This is a genomic window from Hoylesella marshii DSM 16973 = JCM 13450 (genome assembly GCF_000146675.1).
GTDB classification, from domain to species: domain Bacteria; phylum Bacteroidota; class Bacteroidia; order Bacteroidales; family Bacteroidaceae; genus Prevotella; species Prevotella marshii.
In genome coordinates, this window is sequence record NZ_GL397214.1 from 580110 (window position 1) to 599743 (window position 19634).

The window sequence follows — 19634 nt, forward strand, 5'->3', positions numbered from 1 at the left end:
CAAAATGATGTATCGTGGAGGTATTCACGGATATTTCACGTTGTTCCTTTGCCATCGGAAACATGGATACAACTCCAAAATGTATACAACCAATTAAAACATAATTATTATGAGTAAATGCAAAACAGTTACCTTGCGTAAGCGCAAGATTAAGAACGGGACACAGTATTCACTATGCCTTGACTACTATCCCGGCTACCGTGACAATGTCACCATGAGAGTGATTACACGTGAAGCCTTAGGAATTTACATCTTCGCCAAACCTGCAAACCAGCAGGAACGGGACTTCAACGCACGCATGATGAAGAAAGCGGTCATCCTGCGCAACCAGCGCTACGAAGCCATTTTCAATGAAAACAACGGCTTTTTTGACAAGACCAAGATGAAGGGCGATTTCCTTGCCTATTTCAAAGGACTGGCTGACCGCAAGAATATCAAGTGGCAGCACGTATACAAGCATTTCCAGCGGTTCGTGAACGGCAAATGCACCTTTGAGGAGGTGGATGTGGATTTGTGCCGCAAGTTCATGGAATACCTGCTTGATGCACCCCAATCCATCCACACCAACCAAAAGCTGCACATCAACTCCGCAGCAGGCTATTGGTCAACTTTCCGTGCCGTGCTGCACACCGCCTACCGTGACAGGAAGATAAAGGAGAACCCAAACGGCTTCTTAGACCGCATCGAGTGCATTCCCACCATCAGGGAGCATTTGAGCCAAGAGGAACTGATACGGCTTGCCGAAACACCCTGTGAGGAGGAGGTCTTGAAAAAAGCTTTTCTTTTCGCCTGTCTTACGGGACTGAGAAAGAGCGACATCAGACAGCTCACGTGGCAGCAGATACAACCATACACCAACGGCAGGATGTTCGTTACCACCCGTATGCAGAAAACCAAAGAAATAGTGCATAACCCCATCAGTGATGAAGCCTATGGACTGCTGGGAGAACGGGGCGAGGGACTTATCTTTGAGGATTTCAAGGACAAGATGCTGCAAGGACCACTCCAACGGTGGCTCACGGCAGCAGGGATAACCAAGAAAATCACCTTTCACTGTACCCGCCACAGCTTCGGAAGCCTGCACGTGGAAATGGGAACGGACATGGCTGTCATCCAAGCCTATCTCGGACATAAGAACATTACCACCACACAAATCTATTCCAAGATAGCAGCGCAGCAGATGTGTCAGGTGGTGGACAAGATAACCTTGAAGCGCAAGGAGGCATAAATGTCTCACATTGACAGGTATTCAGAGGGGCGGTTATGGCTACAAGGCTATAATCGCCCCTCTATGTTTTTGGCTTGATGCCACCATTTATAAGCCCCTCAGAGTATGAAACAGAGTATGATATGATGACATTTCGTGAAATACATTGAAAAAGACCTGACATTCCTTTCCAACCATATCAAGGACTTCAAAAAAGAAGATATAGCCTTCTACAAGGCTCGTATCCATAATTTCTTTCATAAATAACCCATTAAAACATTTTTCAAATGGCAAAGAAAAAAGACGAAAAGGACGTGCTGGTAGTCCGTGACGAGAAGACGGGCGAGATCAGCGTGGTAGCCGGGCTGAATGCAGACGACACACCCAAGCGTACCCCTGCGAAAGCTGAGAACGCGCAGAGTTTCCTGCAATTCGACCGACACGGCGACGTGCTGGACAACTTCTTCAAGAACTTCTTCCGGCAGTGCAAGGAACCCAGCCGCTTCGGTTTCTACCGCATCGCGGCAGACCAAGTGGATTCCATGCTTGGCGTGATGAAAGACCTGCTTCAGCATCCGTACCAGAACAAACAAATCCTTGCACCGCACAAAATCGACACCTTCCCTTATCAACAGCAGGTGCAGGAAGAGATGGCGGCACAAAAGACAGAGAAACAAGAACCTCAAAAACAGGAAAACATGGAACAACAGAAAGAACAGCAGGAAAGCCCGCAACAGACGCAGGGCAGACAGGGCTACCAACCCATCAACGAGAGCAAAATCAACTGGCAGGAGCTGGAGGACAGATGGGGCGTGAAGCGTGACGACCTTGAAAAGTCCGGAGACCTTACGAAGATGCTCCACTACGGCAAGTCCGACTTGGTAAAGGTCAAGCCCACCTTCGGCGGCGAATCATTCGAGCTGGACGCCCGCCTCTCCTTCAAGAAGGACGGCGAGGGAAATGTCAGCCTCGTGCCGCACTTCATCCGCAAGGAGCAGAAGTTAGATGAGTACAAGGAACACAAATTCTCCGACGATGACCGGAAGAACCTGCGCGAAACGGGCAACCTCGGCAGGGTCGTGGACATTGTGGACAGGGAAACGGGCGAAATCATCCCCTCCTACATCAGCATCGACCGCAAGACGAATGAAATCACGGACATTCCGGCAAACAAGGTGCGCATCCCGGAGCGCATCGGCAAGACGGAAATCACCAAACAGGAGCAGGACATGCTCCGCGCCGGACTGCCCGTGCGCGACAAGCTCATCGAGCGCAACGACGGCAGGAAGTTCGTCACCACCCTTCAAGTGAACGTGGAGCAGCGCGGCGTGGAGTTCGTGCCGGGAACCGGAAGGTCGCCCCGTACCGCACAGACGCAGGAAGCCAAAGGTGACACCTCGAAAAGTCAGGCGCAAGGCGGGGAAAATGCCGCACAGACCAAGAAGGAGCAACGCCGCAACACGTGGATGAACGAGGACGGCAGCATCCGCCCCATCAGCAAATGGAGCGGCGTGAACTTCACCGACAAGCAGAAAGCCGACTACGTGGCGGGTAAAGCCGTGAAACTGGAGAACGTGACCGACAAGCAGGGCTTCCATGCCACGATGTATATCAAGTTCAACCCGGAGAAGGGCCGCCCGTACCGCTACGAAACGAACCCCGACAACGCCCAGCAGGTCGCCCCGTCCAACGAGAGCCGCACACAGGTGGCGGTGAACAACGAGGGCAAAACCAACGAGGCGACAAAGAACCTGAAAGAGCCTTTGCAGAAAGGTCAGACCGCCCCAAAGGACGACCGCCAGCAACAGCAGCAGGAGAAGCCGAAAAAGAAGAACAACAAAGGCATGAAAATGTAATCCCGTGTCCGCCACTGAATCCAAAATAAAATCCAAAGTATCAACAAAAAAGCAAGAAAACATGAAGACAATCATTGCAGAAAAGCCCTCCGTGGCACGTGAAATCGCCCGCATCGTGGGCGCGACAAAGAGAGAGGAAGGATATTTCGAAGGAGGCGGCTATGCCGTGACATGGGCATTCGGACACCTCGTTCAGCTTGCCATGCCCGACGGCTACGGCGTGCGCGGATTTGTCCGTGACAACCTCCCGATTATTCCCGACACATTCACGCTCGTCCCCCGTCAGGTCAGGACGGAGAAAGGTTACAAGCCCGACAGCGGCGTGGTGTCGCAGATAAAAGTCATCAAAAGACTGTTCGACACAAGCGAACAAATCATCGTGGCGACCGATGCCGGACGCGAGGGAGAGCTTATCTTCCGCTACCTCTACCACTATACGGGTTGCACCACTCCTTTCGTGCGTCTGTGGATCAGCTCGCTCACCGACAAGGCTATCCGTGAGGGACTGCGCAACCTCGAAGACGGCAGCAGGTACGACAACCTATACCTCGCCGCCAAAGCGCGGAGCGAATCCGACTGGCTCGTGGGCATCAACGGCACTCAGGCGTTATCCATAGCCGCCGGACATGGCACGTATTCGGTGGGGCGTGTGCAGACACCCACGCTGGCGATGGTGTGTGAACGCTATTGGGAGAACCGCCGTTTTACGTCCGAAGCATTCTGGCAGCTCCATATCGCAACAGACGGTTGCGACGGCGAGGTCGTGAAACTCTCATCCTCCGAGAAATGGAAGTCGAAAGAACCGGCAACGGAGCTATATAATAAGGTAAAGGCGGCAGGCAGCGCAACGGTAACGAAAGCAGAGCGTAAGGAGAAGACGGAGGAAACTCCCTTGCTGTACGACCTGACCACGCTCCAAAAAGAAGCCAACGCCAAGCACGGCTTCACGGCGGAACAGACGCTTGAAATCGCGCAGAAGCTCTACGAGAAGAAGTTGATAACCTATCCGAGAACGGGAAGCCGCTACATCCCCGAAGACGTGTTCGCTGAAATCCCCAAGCTACTCGCCTTTATCGGCACGCAGCCCGAATGGAAAGACAAGGTGCGGGCAAAAGCCATCCCGACACGCCGTAGCGTGGATGACGGCAAGGTAACAGACCACCATGCCCTGCTCGTCACGGGAGAGAAACCGCTCTTCCTCTCCAAAGAGGACAGCACCATTTATCAGATGATTGCCGGACGAATGATAGAGGCATTCTCCGAAAAATGCGTCAAGGACGTGACTGCTGTCACGGCAGAATGTGCCGGAGTGGAGTTCACCGTGAAAGGCAGTGTCGTGAAGCAAGCCGGATGGCGTGCCGTCTATGGCGAGGAAAAGGAGGAAACTACCATCCCCGGCTGGCAGGATGGCGACACGCTCACGCTGAAAGCCACCTCCATCACCGAAGGAAAGACCAAACCCAAGCCGCTGCATACCGAAGCCACCCTGCTCTCGGCAATGGAAACAGCGGGCAAGGAAATTGAGGACGACGCGCTGCGGCAGGCGATGAAGGACTGCGGCATCGGCACTCCCGCCACACGAGCGTCCATCATCGAAACGCTTTTCAAGCGCGGTTACATGGAACGCTGCAAGAAGTCGCTTGTTCCCACCGAAAAGGGACTCGCCCTCAATTCCGTGGTGAAGACGATGCGCATCGCCGATGTAGCCATGACGGGCGAATGGGAAAAGGAACTGGCACGTATCGAGCGCGGGGAACTGCCCGCCGACACTTTCCGCAAGGAGATAGAGGCGTACACACGGGAAATCACCTCCGAACTGCTCTCGTGCGACAAGCTCTTCGGCAGCCGTGATTCCGGCTGCGCGTGTCCCAAGTGCGGCACGGGCAGGATGCGGTTCTACGGCAAGGTGGTACGTTGCGACAACACGGAGTGCGGACTGCCCGTGTTCCGGCAGAAAGCGGGACGCACCCTGTCCGACGACGAAATCAAAGACCTGCTCACCGACGGGCACACCAAGCCGCTCAAAGGCTTCAAGAGCAAGCAGGGCAAGAACTTCGATGCCATAGTCGCCTTTGACGGGGAATATAACACGACGTTCGTGTTCCCGGAAAAGAAATGCAAGTCTTCCTATCCGAAAAAAAGGAAATAATCACTAACTTTTGATAAGTTAGGCTGCATCTCAACAATAGAAACAAACAAGTTTTTTTCGTATTGTCTTCGATTTGCACTAACTTTGCCACTTGTTCAGAGTAATGAATTGTTCTTCGATACCGGATTACACTCATACTTTGGATTTAGTGGTGGCACTCGGAGGGATACCGAGTGCCTTTTTCTTCCTTTTTCCAATCAATTATCCCGTTAAATATCAATCCACTAAACTCCAAAGTAATGAACAACAAGAAGAAAAACGAGGGTCAGACCGACTTTTCCTATTACGGTCTGTACCTGCTGGACTACCTCCGCACGAACAAGTTTGAACAGGCGACTGACACCGCTTTCATACGGGAACGGGCCGACCGTGCCGCCGAAACGTATGAAAAGGCGCGGCTCGAAGGCTATCCCGCCGATGGCGCGCAAGAGCAGGCGATGGACACGCTGCTGCGCGGGCTGCGCTATTCCCGGTACGCCATTCTCCGTGAAGTCGTGGAGAGCGAGTTTTTCGACGAAGTGCCGGAAGAGAAACAAGAAGCCTTTATTCTGAAACTCATGCCGCTTGTCGGCAACGTGTTCTCCGTCTATGACCTTTCGGACGACAACTTCGCCCTGTCTTCCGATTACGACCTGCTCTACACGGAGCTGACGGGGGCAACCGTCCTTTACATCGGGGAATATGGCGTTTAACCGCAAACAGAAACTGCGGGACAACATCGAGGCGATACGGACGGCATTCATCCTTGACAGGGAAAACAGGACAGCGACAACCGAAGAGCGTGCCATACTTCAAAGGTACTGCGGTTTCGGCGGTCTGAAATGTATCCTCAACCCTGCAAAGGAACTGACGGATGCCGTCCGGTGGGCGAAATCCGACCTCGAACTGTTCGCCCCGACAGTGGAGTTGCACAGGCTTATCCGTGAGAACAGCAAGGACGAAACAGAGTACAAGCGGTTTGTGGATTCGCTGAAAGCGTCCGTGCTGACCGCTTTCTACACCCCCAAAGAGATAACCGACACCATCGCGGACGTGCTGGCAGATTACAGCGTCCGCCCCGCCCGTATGCTCGAACCGTCGGCGGGGGTTGGCGTGTTCGTGGATTCCATGCTGCGGCACAACCCCAATGCGGATGTGATGGCTTTCGAGAAGGATCTGCTCACGGGTACAATCCTGAGGCATCTCTATCCCGGCAAGAAAACGCGCACCTGCGGTTTTGAGAAAATCGAAAGACCGTTCAACAATTATTTCGACTTGGCGGTGTCCAACATTCCGTTCGGAGACATAGCCGTGTTCGACCCTGAGTTTCAGCGGAGCGACTCATTCGGCAGACGCTCCGCCCAGAAAGCCATCCACAACTATTTCTTTCTCAAAGGACTGGATGCCGTGCGTGACGGCGGTATCGTGGCGTTCATCACCTCGCAAGGGGTATTGAACAGCACCAAGACCTCCGTGCGTAACGAGCTGTTCAGTAAGGCTGATCTGGTATCCGCGATACGCCTGCCCAACAACCTGTTCACGGACAACGCGGGGACAGAAGTGGGCAGTGACCTGATTGTCCTGCAAAAGAACCTCAGCAAGAAGGAAATGTCGCAGGACGAGCGGCTGATGACCGTAATACAGACGGACACGAAAACCGACCTGACCGACAACGCCTATTTCATCCACCACCCGGAACGCATCGTGCATACGACGGCGAAACTTGACACCGACCCATACGGGAAGCCCGCTATGGTCTATCTGCACGAGGGCAAGGCAGCAGGCATCGCCGGGGATTTGCACCGTATGCTCGACGAGGATTTCCATTACAGGCTCGCCATGCGTCTGTATTCGGGTTCAATCCGGCAGTCGGGAACGGAAGAAAAAGTTACCGTTCAAAAGGAGGTGGAGCGTACTGCCATAAAGATGGAAACAACATCTTCGATGCAGGCGGTGGAAACTCCGACGGAGAAACCGCAACCCACAGAGGAAAAGCCGGAGATAGAGCCACGTCCGAAATATTCTGACGGTGTGCAGCTATCCTTGCTCGATCTCTGGGGGATGACGGAAGAAGTCAGCCAACAACCGAAAACCGCCAAAAAGAAAAAGGAGGCGAAAAAGGAAAGCTCGGCAAGGCGCGTTCTACCCAAGCCACAGGTGCATGTCACACAAAATGTTACGGCTGTGCCGACGGCTACCACCCCTAAGACTGTAACAGAGAACAAGGAGGCTAAAACGGAGAACACCGCCAAGCCTGCCGACCCGGACGACATCTATGCCACGTTGGACTGGGATACCAATCCTCCCATCAACGGCTTCTACGAGATGATGATGGATTTGACGCCGGAACGCAGGAAGGAACTTCGGGAACTGGCAAGGCAGCATAACGAGAAACAAGCGGCGGCGGAAAAGATGGAAGTGAAAGCCGTGCCGGACACTCCCCGTGAGCAACCACGGCAGGAGGAAACACAGCCGGAAGCAGTCACCGCACCTGCCGTTACAGATACCCCACCGGAAGCGGTGGCGACCTCCCTTTTCCCCGACATCGAAGCGGAGAAGCCGAAGGAAGAAGTCGTGGACCTTTCGCCGCGTGCCTACCACCGCACGCCGGAGATGCACCTGCGCGAAGGGTCGCTGGTGGCTGACAGGGGGCGTCATAACATCGGCTACCTGAAGGACATCACGCCATACGGGGCGACATTCCAGCCGCTCGACCTGAAAGGCTACCAGAAGGAGAAGGCGTTACAGTATGTTTTACTCCGTGACGCCTACGAGCGGCTGTACCGCTATGAATCGAACCTGCATGAAGCAAATGTCCCGTGGCGAGAGCATCTAAACACCTGTTACGATGAGTTTGTCATGCGCTACGGCAACCTCAACGCCAAGCAGAACGTGAAGTTAGTGATGATGGACGCGGGCGGGCGTGACATCCTTTCGCTGGAACGGGCGGAGAACGGGAAGTTTGTCAAGGCGGACATCTTCGAGCGTCCCGTTTCCTTCTCCGTGGAGAGCCATGCCAACGTCGGCTCACCCGAAGAAGCACTGTCCGCGTCGCTCAACAAGTTCGGCACTGTCGATCTCGACTATATGCGGGAGATAACCGACAGTACGGCGGAGGATTTGCTCACAGCCCTGCAAGGGCGCATCTATTACAATCCGCTCGTAACCGGTTACGAGATTAAGGACCGCTTTATTGCCGGAAACGTGATAGAGAAAGCGGAACGCATAGAGGCTTGGATGGGCGAAAACCCCGAAAGTGAACGTATGCCGGAGGTGAAGCAGGCGTTGGAGGCTCTGAAAGATGCCGAACCGCCGCGCATCGCTTTTGAAGACCTTGATTTCAATTTCGGGGAACGCTGGATTCCGACGGGTGTCTATGCCGCCTACATGAGCCGGCTGTTCGACACGGAGGTGAAAATCGCCTACTCTGCAAGCATGGACGAGTTTTCGGTGGCGTGCGGCTACCGCACCATGAAAATCACGGACGAGTTTCTGGTGAAGGGGTATTACCGTAACTATGACGGCATGCACCTTCTGAAACACGCCCTGCACAACACCTGTCCCGACATGATGAAGTCCATCGGCAGGGACGAGCATGGCAACGACATCAAGGTGCGCGACAGCGAGGGAATACAGCTCGCCAACGCCAAGATTGACGAGATACGAAACGGCTTCTCCGAATGGCTCGAAGAGCAGTCGCCACAGTTCAAGGAGCGGCTGACGACGATGTATAACCGCAAGTTCAACTGTTTCGTGCGCCCGAAGTATGACGGCTCGCATCAGACTTTTCCCGACCTCAATCTGAAAGGGCTGGCAAGCCGGGGCATCAGGAGCGTCTATCCCTCGCAGATGGATTGCGTCTGGATGCTGAAACAGAACGGCGGCGGAATTTGTGACCACGAGGTTGGAACCGGCAAGACGCTGATAATGTGCATCGCCGCGCATGAAATGAAGCGTCTGAACTTGGCGCACAAGCCGATGATTATCGGGCTGAAAGCCAATGTTGCGGAGATTGCCGCCACCTATCAAGCGGCATATCCCAACGCGAGGATTCTGTACGCTTCGGAGAAAGACTTTTCGACCGCCAACCGCGTGCGTTTCTTCAACAACATCAAGAACAACGACTACGATTGTGTCATTATGTCGCACGACCAGTTCGGCAAGATACCGCAGTCGCCGGAGTTGCAGCAGCGCATCCTGCAAGCGGAGCTTGACACGGTGGAGGAAAACCTCGAAGTGCTGCGCCAGCAGGGAAAGAACGTATCGCGGGCGATGCTGAAAGGTCTGGAGAAGCGCAAGCATAACCTTGAAGCGAAATTGGAGAAGGTGGAACACGCCATAAAGTCACGCACGGACGACGTGGTGGACTTCAAGCAGATGGGCATCGACCACATTTTCATTGATGAATCGCACCAGTTCAAGAATCTGACTTTCAACACGCGCCACGACCGTGTGGCGGGATTGGGGAACAGCGAGGGAAGCCAGAAGGCACTGAACATGCTCTTTGCTATCCGCACCATACAGGAGCGCACGGGCAAGGACTTGGGGGCGACCTTCCTCTCCGGCACGACTATCAGCAACTCGCTGACTGAGCTGTACCTGCTGTTCAAGTACCTGCGCCCGAAGGAGCTGGAACGGCAGGACATTCGATGTTTTGATGCGTGGTCGGCGATATTTGCCAAGAAGACAACGGATTTTGAGTTCAACGTGACGAACAACGTGGTGCAGAAGGAGCGTTTCCGCTACTTCATCAAAGTGCCGGAGCTTGCCGCCTTCTATAATGAAATCACGGACTACCGCACGGCGGAGGATGTGGGCGTGGACCGTCCCAACAAAAACGAGATACTGCACCACATACCGCCCACGCCGGAGCAGGAGGACTTCATACAGAAGCTGATGCAATTCGCCAAGACGGGCGACGCCACCCTGTTGGGCAGACTGCCGCTTTCGGAAACGGAGGAAAAGGCGAAGATGCTTATCGCCACGGACTATGCCCGGAAGATGGCACTCGACATGCGCATGATAGACCCGCATTACGAAGACCACCCCGACAACAAGGCGAGCCACTGTGCCAAAATAATCGCGGAGTATTATCAAAAATACGACGCGCAGAAAGGCACGCAGTTCGTTTTCTCTGACTTGGGGACTTACCAGCCGGGCGATGGGTGGAACGTCTATTCGGAAATCAAGCGCAAACTGACGGAGGACTACGGCATACCGCCAAGCGAGGTGCGCTTCATTCAGGAGTGCAAGACCGACAAGGCTCGGAAGGCGGTGATAGATGCCATGAACGCCGGGACGGTGCGTGTGCTGTTCGGCTCCACCTCCATGCTCGGAACGGGTGTGAACGCACAGAAACGGTGTGTGGCAATTCATCATCTTGATACGCCGTGGCGACCGTCCGACCTGCAACAGCGTGACGGACGGGGAGTTAGAGCAGGCAACGAGATAGCCAAGCATTTCGCCGGGAACAACGTGGACGTAATAATCTACGCGGTGGAAAAATCACTGGACAGTTACAAGTTCAACCTCCTGCACTGCAAGCAGACTTTCATCAGCCAGCTTAAAAGCGGTGCTATGGAAGCGCGTACCATCGACGAGGGGGCAATGGACGAGAAATCGGGCATGAACTTCTCGGAATATATGGCGTTGCTATCCGGCAACACCGACCTGCTGGACAAGGCGAAACTGGAAAAACGTATCGCCTCGCTCGAAGGGGAACGCAAGTCGTTCAACAAGGGCAAGCGTGATTCGGAGTTCAAGCTGGAATCGAAGACCCGCGAGCTGGGCAACAACACAGCTTTCATAGATGCCATGACGGAGGACTGGAACCGCTTCCTCTCTGTGGTGCAGACCGACAAGGAGGGCAATCACCTTAATATAATAAAGGTGGACGGAGTGGATTCCGCCGATGAGAAAGTCATCGGAAAGCGTTTGCAGGAGATAGCCAAGAATGCCACGACCGGAGGGTTGTACACGCAGGTTGGAGAGTTTTACGGTTTCCCGATAAAGGTGGTCAGCGAAAGGATACTCAAAGAGGGATTGGAGTTTACCGACAACCGCTTCGTGGTCGAGGGGAACTACAAGTACACCTACAACAACGGGCATCTGGCGCTGGCTGACCCGTTGGCCGCCGCCCGCAACTTCCTCAACGCGATTGAGAGAATCCCCTCCATCATCGACCAGTATAAAGCGAAGAATGAGGTCTTGGAACGTGAGATACCGCAGTTGCAGGAGATAGCAGGCAAGGTGTGGAAGAAGGAGGAAGAACTGAAACAGTTGAAGTCCGAACTTGCCGCCCTTGACCGCAAGATACAGCTGGAACTTGCGCCGCCTACACCCGAAATCACCGAAAAGGAGCATGAAGGGCAACAGGTCAAACCGGAAGCGAAAGGTGTGCGAAACGGTATCAGGCAATATCCCGAAGATACATCACCGCAAATACGCAATCCATCGGAAAGTATTATCGCCAATCACACCATAACTGGGCATCCGGGGCTGTATGCCAAGGAGGAAACCCGGTCCAAAGGATTGAAAATATAACCTTAGGAATTTTATCTGAAGTATTAATAAGGGCTATCCCAAAAGGTCTAAAAGTAAATTTTATCCTTTCTGCAAGTATCTGTAGGATGGCAACTGCATTTTTTTTCTTTTTGGGCAGCCCTTATTAAAATTTATTCTTATTTTAGGTTATATACATTCATGTCCATTTATGTAAAAAATCCTGCTGACCTTGTTTATGTCTTGTCAGTCACCATTTGCAAAACCATATTTGACCCTCAAAGAGGCTGAATTTGATAAGCAACTTGCTACATACTCATAATAAGGAGCTAAATAGAACACGAATGGGAAATACTCAAATGCCAAACTAAAGAAGATATTGGCCAAAATAAACGTTATACCGAGAGAGAAACTTGATTTTTTTCAACTTCCTAAAACGTTGTTGTTCAAACATTTCTACTTATTTGTACTTACCAGTTGAACCTACGCTTCCCTAATAAAATGTCTATGGTAAAAAGTTAAAAAATCCTCCCACTTTTGTTAGATATATTTTTTTGTGTAATTTTGTAATCGTTATGCGGCAGTAATAATATACATATTAATACGAGTTAGTAATCCTGTAGTTCTCACATGCTACGAGGAGGTATTAAAAGGTGCGTTTCGACAATGCATCTATTGTAGTATATTATTGCTTAATCCAAATGAATATTATAAATTTAGGAATTCTTGCTCACATTGATGCAGGAAAAACTTCCGTAACCGAGAATCTGCTGTTTGCCAGTGGAGCAACGGAAAAGTGCGGCCGTGTGGATAATGGTGACACCATAACAGACTCTATGGATATAGAGAAACGTAGAGGAATTACTGTTCGGGCTTCTACGACATCTATTATCTGGAATGGAGTGAAATGCAATATCATTGACACTCCGGGACACATGGATTTTATTGCGGAAGTGGAGCGGACATTCAAAATGCTTGATGGAGCAGTCCTCATCTTATCCGCAAAGGAAGGCATACAAGCGCAAACAAAGTTGCTGTTCAATACTTTACAAAAACTGCAAATCCCGACAATTATATTTATCAATAAAATTGACCGTGACGGTGTGAATTTAGAGCGTTTGTATCTGGATATAAAAACAAATCTGTCTCAAGATGTCCTGTTTATGCAAACTGTTGTCGATGGATTGGTTTATCCGATTTGCTCCCAAACATATATAAAGGAAGAATACAAAGAATTTGTATGCAACCATGACGACAATATATTAGAACGATATTTGGCGGATAGCGAAATTTCACCGGCTGATTATTGGAATACGATAATCGATCTTGTGGCAAAAGCCAAAGTCTATCCGGTACTACATGGATCAGCAATGTTCAATATCGGTATCAATGAGTTGTTGGACGCCATCTCTTCTTTTATACTTCCTCCAGAATCAGTCTCAAACAGACTTTCAGCTTATCTCTATAAGATAGAGCATGACCCCAAAGGACATAAAAGAAGTTTTCTAAAAATAATTGACGGAAGTCTGAGACTTCGAGACATTGTAAGAATCAACGATTCGGAAAAATTCATCAAGATTAAAAATCTAAAGACTATTTATCAGGGCAGAGAGATAAATGTTGATGAAGTGGGGGCCAATGATATCGCGATTGTAGAAGATATGGAAGATTTTCGAATCGGAGATTATTTAGGTACTAAACCTTGTTTGATTCAAGGGTTATCTCATCAGCATCCCGCTCTCAAATCCTCCGTCCGGCCAGACAGGTCCGAAGAGAGAAGCAAGGTGATATCCGCTCTGAATACATTGTGGATTGAAGACCCGTCTTTGTCCTTTTCCATAAACTCATATAGTGATGAATTGGAAATCTCGTTATATGGTTTGACACAAAAGGAAATCATACAGACATTGCTGGAAGAACGATTTTCCGTAAAGGTCCATTTTGATGAGATCAAGACTATCTACAAAGAACGACCTGTAAAAAAGGTCAATAAGATTATTCAGATCGAAGTGCCACCCAACCCTTACTGGGCCACAATAGGGCTGACGCTTGAACCCTTGCCGTTAGGGACAGGGTTGCAAATCGAAAGTGACATCTCCTATGGTTATCTGAACCATTCTTTTCAAAATGCCGTTTTTGAAGGGATTCGTATGTCTTGCCAATCTGGTTTACATGGATGGGAAGTGACTGATCTGAAAGTAACTTTTACTCAAGCCGAGTATTATAGCCCGGTAAGTACACCTGCTGATTTCAGACAGCTGACCCCTTATGTCTTCAGGCTGGCCTTGCAACAGTCAGGTGTGGACATTCTCGAACCGATGCTCTATTTTGAGTTGCAGATACCCCAAGCGGCAAGTTCCAAAGCTATTACAGATTTGCAAAAAATGATGTCTGAGATTGAAGACATCAGTTGCAATAATGAGTGGTGTCATATTAAAGGGAAAGTTCCATTAAATACAAGTAAAGACTACGCCTCAGAAGTAAGTTCATACACTAAGGGCTTAGGCGTTTTTATGGTCAAGCCATGCGGGTATCAAATAACAAAAGGCGATTATTCTGATAATATCCGCATGAACGAAAAAGATAAACTTTTATTCATGTTCCAAAAATCAATGTCATCAAAATAATGGAGCGGTCAGGAAATTTCTATAAGGCAATACAGTTGGGATATATACTTATCTCCATTCTTATCGGATGTATGGCATATAATAGCCTCTATGAATGGCAGGAGATAGAAGCATTAGAACTTGGCAATAAAAAAATAGACGAGCTCCGAAAAGAAATAAACAATATCAATATTCAAATGATAAAATTTTCTCTATTGGGTGAAACAATACTGGAATGGAACGATAAAGATATCGAGCATTACCATGCACGGCGTATGGCAATGGACAGTATGCTCTGCCGTTTCAAGGCCACCTATCCAGCAGAGCGCATCGATAGTGTGCGCAGTCTTTTAGAGGATAAGGAACGACAGATGTTCCAGATAGTCCGGTTAATGGATGAACAACAATCTATTAACAAGAAGATAGCCAATCAAATTCCGGTTATTGTGCAGAAAAGTGTGCAGGAACAGTCCAAAAAGCCAAAACGAAAAGGTTTCTTGGGCATCTTTGGCAAAAAAGAGGGAACGAAGCCAACGACAACAACGACTACGCTCCGTTCATCCAATAGAAACATGGTCAACGAACAGAAAGCGCAGAGCCGTCGATTGTCAGAACAAGCCGATAGTCTTGCTGCCCGTAATGCAGAACTTAACAGACAACTGCAAGGATTGATTTGCCAAATCGAAAAGAAGGTACAATCTGATTTACAAAATAGAGAAAGCGAGATAACAGCGATGCGTAAAAAATCATTTATGCAGATAGGCGGCTTGATGGGATTTGTTCTTTTGCTGTTGGTCATTTCCTATATCATCATACACCGTGATGCAAAGAACATTAAACGATACAAACGCAAGACAACGGATTTGATCGAGCAATTGGAACAGTCCGTGCAACAAAATGAGGTACTCATAACCTCCCGAAAGAAAGCGGTACATACTATTACCCATGAGTTGCGTACACCACTGACGGCAATAACTGGCTATACCGAACTTTTGCGGAAAGAATGCAATAGCGGTAATAATGGGCAATATATCCGAAATATACTGCAATCCTCCGACCGTATGCGGGATATGCTCAACACTTTGCTTGACTTCTTCCGCCTGGACAACGGCAAGGAACAGCCCCGTCTGTCACCCTTGGAAAAGCCACACTAATTTGACCCACCCTGGCAAGTATTTTAGACCCAGTAAGGTTAAAATAATGAGACCCACCTCACCAAAATAAGAATGACCCTTTGAAACGCTAGTTTTTTAGGGTCATTTTGTAGTTTTGTGTTACTGCCCTGGCCGGCATTAAAAACATAAAACTATTATTTATATGACAAAATTAAAGAATTTATTGCGCTGTTACGCATCTGGTATGGGAATAAGAAGTATTTCTAGTACTTTCCATATATCTCGTAACACCCTCCGCAAGTATGTCCGTAAATTCCAAGAAAGTGGCTTGTCCATGGAGCAAATTCTGTCGCTTTCAGATGATAAGCTGGCGGACTTGTTTTCAGATGGGCATTCTCGTAACCGTCCGCCTTCTGCTCGCAAGTTGGAGTTAGAGGCACTTGTTCCTGATTATGTGAAACGGCTTAGCAAGAAGGGTGTTTCTATCTTATCTCTTCACACGGAGTATCTCAAAACTCATCCTAATGGTTACCAGTATTCTACTTTCAAACACGCAATCCATGCCTACAGATGTCAAACACGAGCCGTAGGACATGTAGAGCACCTTGCTGGCGATCAGATGTATATTGATTATGCAGGTGATAAGCTAGAGATAGTCGAAGAACAGACGGGTGAGGTGCGGAAGGTAGAGGTTTTTGTGGCTACCCTTCCATGCAGTCATTACACCTATTGCGAGGCAGTGTGGTCGCAGAAGAAGGAAGACCTTATCGTTGCTTGCGAGAATGCTCTTCATTTCTTTGGTGGTGTACCCAAGGCTGTTGTGCCTGACAACTTAAAATCAGCCGTTATCCGCAGTGATCGTAATGAGCCTGTTATCAATGACGACTTCGCTGCTATGGCTGAATTTTATGACATGGCTGTTTATCCAGCTAGGGTGCGCCGTCCCAAGGACAAGGCACTGGTTGAGAATGCTGTAAAGCTAATGTATCGGTCGGTATATGTAGATATTGAAGGGCAAATTTTCCATAATCTAGAATCACTTAATGTTGCTATACGCACATCTTTAGAAGCATTTAACAGCCGTAGATTGAGTGGGCGTAAGGAATCCCGTCAAGAACTATTTGAGGAAATGGAAAAAGATTTTCTTCGTCCTCTTCCTACCGCTCGCTATCAGATGAAGTCTAGAAAGTCTGCTACTGTCATGGCTAATAGCTTCGTTATGCTAAGAAAGCATAGTTATAGTGTTCCAACAGAGTATATCGGCAAACGTATGGAGCTTATTTACGATAATGACAATGTTCAAATCTACTATGGGTTAAAGTTAGTTACCATCCATCAGCGAGATGATACTCCCTATACCTACTCACAGAAAGATGCACATAATCTTCCTGGTCATCATGGTAGCTTTGAAAAGGATTTGGAGGAAATATATCAACGGGCAGGGCAAATAGACAACATCCTTCTGCTTTATCTCAAGGAAGTCGCTACGCAGATGAAATATCCACCAAAAGCCTTCCGCTCTTGCCGTGGTATCATGTCGCTGGAGAAGAAGTATGGCATGGCTCGTCTAGTAGCAGCTTGTAACTGTGCCTCGGAAGGACGACGCTATGGCTATAATGAGATAAAGGATATACTACAGAAGGGTGATGATGCTCCCTATATATCTATGGATGAAGATAATATGGAGCTATCTCCTGAATATAAACCAAAAACTCATAAGAACATACGAGGCAAGGATTATTTCTCAAAGCAATTATCCAATAATAGCAAACAATTAAAGTAAACAACTATGGAACTAAATAATAATAAGACAGCACCTATTGTGCAAGAAATGGATAAGAATCAGTTATCTCTTGATTTAATGCATAGAATGAGGCTTACGGGTATGGCAACTGCCTTTGAAGAAAGTCTAACAACTACAATTGCAGATACGATGACACCAGATGCCTTTTTATCTTGGCTCTTATCTCGAGAATGGGACTATCGTTCTGCAGCAGCCATTGAAAGACTCATAAAATCAGCAGGGTTTAGATATAAAACCTATCCTGAGCAAATAGATTATAATATCAATCGCAACCTTAGCCAAAACAAAATGGAGAGAATACTCTCACTTGATTTTATCAAGCAAGGACGCAATATATTTATTACTGGTTCATCAGGAACTGGTAAAAGTTTTATCGCTACAGCTATAGGCTATCATGCTTGTAAAAATGGTATTAGAACGATGTATGCTAACATGTCAAAGCTGCTGGGGACACTTAAGGTTGCCAAGAACAAAGGAACGTTAGAAACAGAGCTAAAGAAGATAGAGCGATGTCGCTTGTTAATCCTCGATGATGCCTTCCTTGTACCTGTAGATGCAAAAGAGCGTCCTATATTACTTGATATTATAGAAGATAGGCATGAAAGGAAGTCGATTATCATATCTTCTCAACTTCCTGTAGACAACTGGTATGATGCAATAGGCGACCCTACCGTGGCAGATGCTGTACTAGATAGAATTGTGCATACCTCATATCAAATAGAACTAACTGGAGAGAGTCTTAGAAAGATAAAAGCAAAGAATATTACCAAGTAATAGCGAAATAAAATGACCCACCCGACCAGGGCATTTAGTGGGTCAATAATAAATCGTTTTACTGGGTCTAAAATACTTTGACAGGGTGGGTCAAATTAGTGTGGCTTTTCCAAGACCGTTCTAACCGCAAATAACGGGCAGTAATTGGGAAAAATAGCATTAACTTTGCACAAAATAATACAGGAACATTCAATCTCTCAACGAAATATGGAATCATCAATCAAGGACAAATACATCATCTTGGGCTTTGTCGGCTTCGCCATCGTCCTAATATCTTCCATTGCCACGCTGGTAATAGCGGACAGCTTCAACCAAGACAACTTTGTCAGGTGGATAGTATTCGTATGCTGTAACCTGTTGGGATGGTTGCTCTATCTCTCCTTTCAGACACTTATCTTTGATACATACGAAATCTACAAAATCAAGTTCGGCAAGAAAGAAACGATTGCCGAAGCCATAGAGGTGCAGGAAGAACTGTCACAAAATACACTTGAAGAAGCCACATCTGTGCCTGGACCTACATCAGTCCCTGAGCCTGTACCCGAATCATCCCCGACAAAAGAAGAGACACTTATCCAAACACAACCGATAGAGCTTACTATCGCCCCGGATCTTCACGAAAAGAACCGTGCCAATTACGCCAAGCAGAGAGCAACGGGAAAAGGAAGAGCGCATCCGCATGGTCATGGAGTATTGCCATTATTACCTGCCTCGCATTGCCGACCAAGAAACCGTGAACCACATCTGTACTGAGGTGGACAAATGGATGAATCTTAACACTTATACCCCGAAGCCCATACAAAGACCGTTTACCAAAGACATCAACAACATTCCACTCCGTCACTTCGTATGGAATATCTCTGAGCGTTTCCTGTACAAGAGATACTACAATGGGGATAACCGTGCCAAGTTCATCAAAGCCCTTTTCCCGAAATCGTTTGCTGATACAGACTTATCAACCATCAAGAATTTCAAGGTAGAGCCGTTAAAGACGGAAATTCCCATTGATGAACCCGAAAACGGCAAACTTGATTTCCACTATCCCGAGGATTATGTGCGGAATTAGGATAATCACGACACCAACGACAACCATCCGGTAACTCATAACCGCCTGTTTTACATCGTTTCCCGAGTAATTTTACCCGTCATTTATGGCTGGGCTTAATTATTCGGGAATTATTTTGCAATGACGTGTCGTGGAGATATTCACGGATATATCATTTCAGTCCTTTGCGCCAAGTCTTACAAAAGAGACGAGTACGCGAATGGAAAAATCAATTCTTACCTTCAACGACCTCCCCGAGGTTGTCGCTCAGCTTCGAGACGAAGTGATGAGCCTGAAAAGCCTGCTCGCCGAGCAGCGCAGTGTGAACAATGCCAAAACGGTGGACACCCACGTGCCCATGTCTGTGGACGAGGCAGCAGAGTATTTAGGTATCCCTAAGGGTACGCTCTACATGAAACTGTCAGAAGGGACAATCCCTGCCACCAAGCCCGGCAAACGCTATTGCCTTTACCGTGACGAACTGGACAAGTGGCTGGAAACCGCCCGAAAGAATCCCATACCGTTGTCAGACGAGGAACTGAACAAGTCCTTATCCTCTTCCCACCGTCGCAAGCCCAACCCACGTAACTGGTGAATG

General features: G+C 48.7%; 9 protein-coding genes and 3 pseudogenes. All 12 read left to right on the forward strand.

The features are described from left to right. Positions 1-109 precede the first annotated feature (109 nt). The 12 genes and pseudogenes from HMPREF0658_RS02455 to HMPREF0658_RS02505 all read left to right on the forward strand — a co-directional run bounded on the left by HMPREF0658_RS02455 (position 110) and on the right by HMPREF0658_RS02505 (position 19631). Positions 110-1228, forward strand: coding sequence for a tyrosine-type recombinase/integrase (locus tag HMPREF0658_RS02455; protein ID WP_004338318.1), 1119 nt, complete (start codon positions 110-112; stop codon positions 1226-1228). A gap of 141 nt (positions 1229-1369) precedes the next feature. Then, positions 1370-1474, forward strand: a pseudogene (locus tag HMPREF0658_RS10840) (helix-turn-helix domain-containing protein); the annotation flags it as partial. Between the two features lie 20 nt (positions 1475-1494). Further along, a complete protein-coding gene (locus tag HMPREF0658_RS02460) occupies positions 1495-3063 on the forward strand; it encodes a DUF3945 domain-containing protein (RefSeq protein ID WP_002561002.1) in 1569 nt (522 codons plus the stop codon). A 61-nt stretch (positions 3064-3124) separates the two neighbouring features. Continuing rightward, complete coding sequence (locus HMPREF0658_RS02465) at positions 3125-5212, forward strand: type IA DNA topoisomerase (protein WP_002561001.1); 2088 nt, start codon at positions 3125-3127, stop codon at positions 5210-5212. A gap of 239 nt (positions 5213-5451) precedes the next feature. Continuing rightward, positions 5452-5904, forward strand: a complete 453-nt coding sequence (locus HMPREF0658_RS02470; protein WP_002561000.1) for a DUF1896 domain-containing protein — start codon at positions 5452-5454, stop codon at positions 5902-5904. Next, on the forward strand, positions 5894-11734 hold the full coding sequence (locus tag HMPREF0658_RS02475; protein WP_002560999.1) for an N-6 DNA methylase: 5841 nt from the start codon (positions 5894-5896) through the stop codon (positions 11732-11734). The genes HMPREF0658_RS02470 and HMPREF0658_RS02475 overlap by 11 nt, the downstream gene beginning before the upstream one ends. 659 nt (positions 11735-12393) lie before the next feature. Further along, positions 12394-14319, forward strand: coding sequence for a tetracycline resistance ribosomal protection protein Tet(Q) (gene tet(Q), locus HMPREF0658_RS02480; protein WP_002560998.1), 1926 nt, complete (start codon positions 12394-12396; stop codon positions 14317-14319). Beyond that, positions 14319-15434 (forward strand): annotated as a pseudogene (locus tag HMPREF0658_RS02485) (sensor histidine kinase); the annotation flags it as partial. The gene tet(Q) and the pseudogene HMPREF0658_RS02485, both read left to right, overlap by 1 nt. A 181-nt stretch (positions 15435-15615) precedes the next feature. Continuing rightward, the gene (gene istA / locus HMPREF0658_RS02490; protein ID WP_004353653.1) at positions 15616-17196 is read left to right on the forward strand and encodes an IS21 family transposase; all 1581 of its coding nucleotides are present in this window, start codon (positions 15616-15618) and stop codon (positions 17194-17196) included. A gap of 6 nt (positions 17197-17202) precedes the next feature. Beyond that, positions 17203-17991, forward strand: coding sequence for an IS21-like element helper ATPase IstB (gene istB / locus HMPREF0658_RS02495; RefSeq protein ID WP_004353655.1), 789 nt, complete (start codon positions 17203-17205; stop codon positions 17989-17991). 207 nt (positions 17992-18198) lie between these two features. Next, positions 18199-19057 (forward strand): annotated as a pseudogene (gene tnpC / locus HMPREF0658_RS02500) (transposon Tn4555 protein TnpC). 199 nt (positions 19058-19256) lie between these two features. Further along, positions 19257-19631 carry an excisionase family DNA-binding protein gene (locus tag HMPREF0658_RS02505; protein ID WP_004338328.1) on the forward strand — a complete coding sequence of 125 codons (375 nt, stop codon included), beginning with the start codon at positions 19257-19259 and terminating at the stop codon, positions 19629-19631. Positions 19632-19634: the final 3 nt, after the last annotated feature.

What these genes read in the sequence shown, in the direction of transcription:
- HMPREF0658_RS02470 (WP_002561000.1), top strand. Translation starts at nt 5,452, where the DNA reads ATGAACAACAAGAAGAAAAACGAGGGTCAGACCGACTTTTCCTATTAC.
- HMPREF0658_RS02455 (WP_004338318.1), top strand. Translation starts at nt 110, where the DNA reads ATGAGTAAATGCAAAACAGTTACCTTGCGTAAGCGCAAGATTAAGAAC.
- HMPREF0658_RS02460 (WP_002561002.1), top strand. Translation starts at nt 1,495, where the DNA reads ATGGCAAAGAAAAAAGACGAAAAGGACGTGCTGGTAGTCCGTGACGAG.
- HMPREF0658_RS02505 (WP_004338328.1), top strand. Translation starts at nt 19,257, where the DNA reads ATGGAAAAATCAATTCTTACCTTCAACGACCTCCCCGAGGTTGTCGCT.
- istB (WP_004353655.1), top strand. Translation starts at nt 17,203, where the DNA reads ATGGAACTAAATAATAATAAGACAGCACCTATTGTGCAAGAAATGGAT.
- istA (WP_004353653.1), top strand. Translation starts at nt 15,616, where the DNA reads ATGACAAAATTAAAGAATTTATTGCGCTGTTACGCATCTGGTATGGGA.
- HMPREF0658_RS02475 (WP_002560999.1), top strand. Translation starts at nt 5,894, where the DNA reads ATGGCGTTTAACCGCAAACAGAAACTGCGGGACAACATCGAGGCGATA.
- HMPREF0658_RS02465 (WP_002561001.1), top strand. Translation starts at nt 3,125, where the DNA reads ATGAAGACAATCATTGCAGAAAAGCCCTCCGTGGCACGTGAAATCGCC.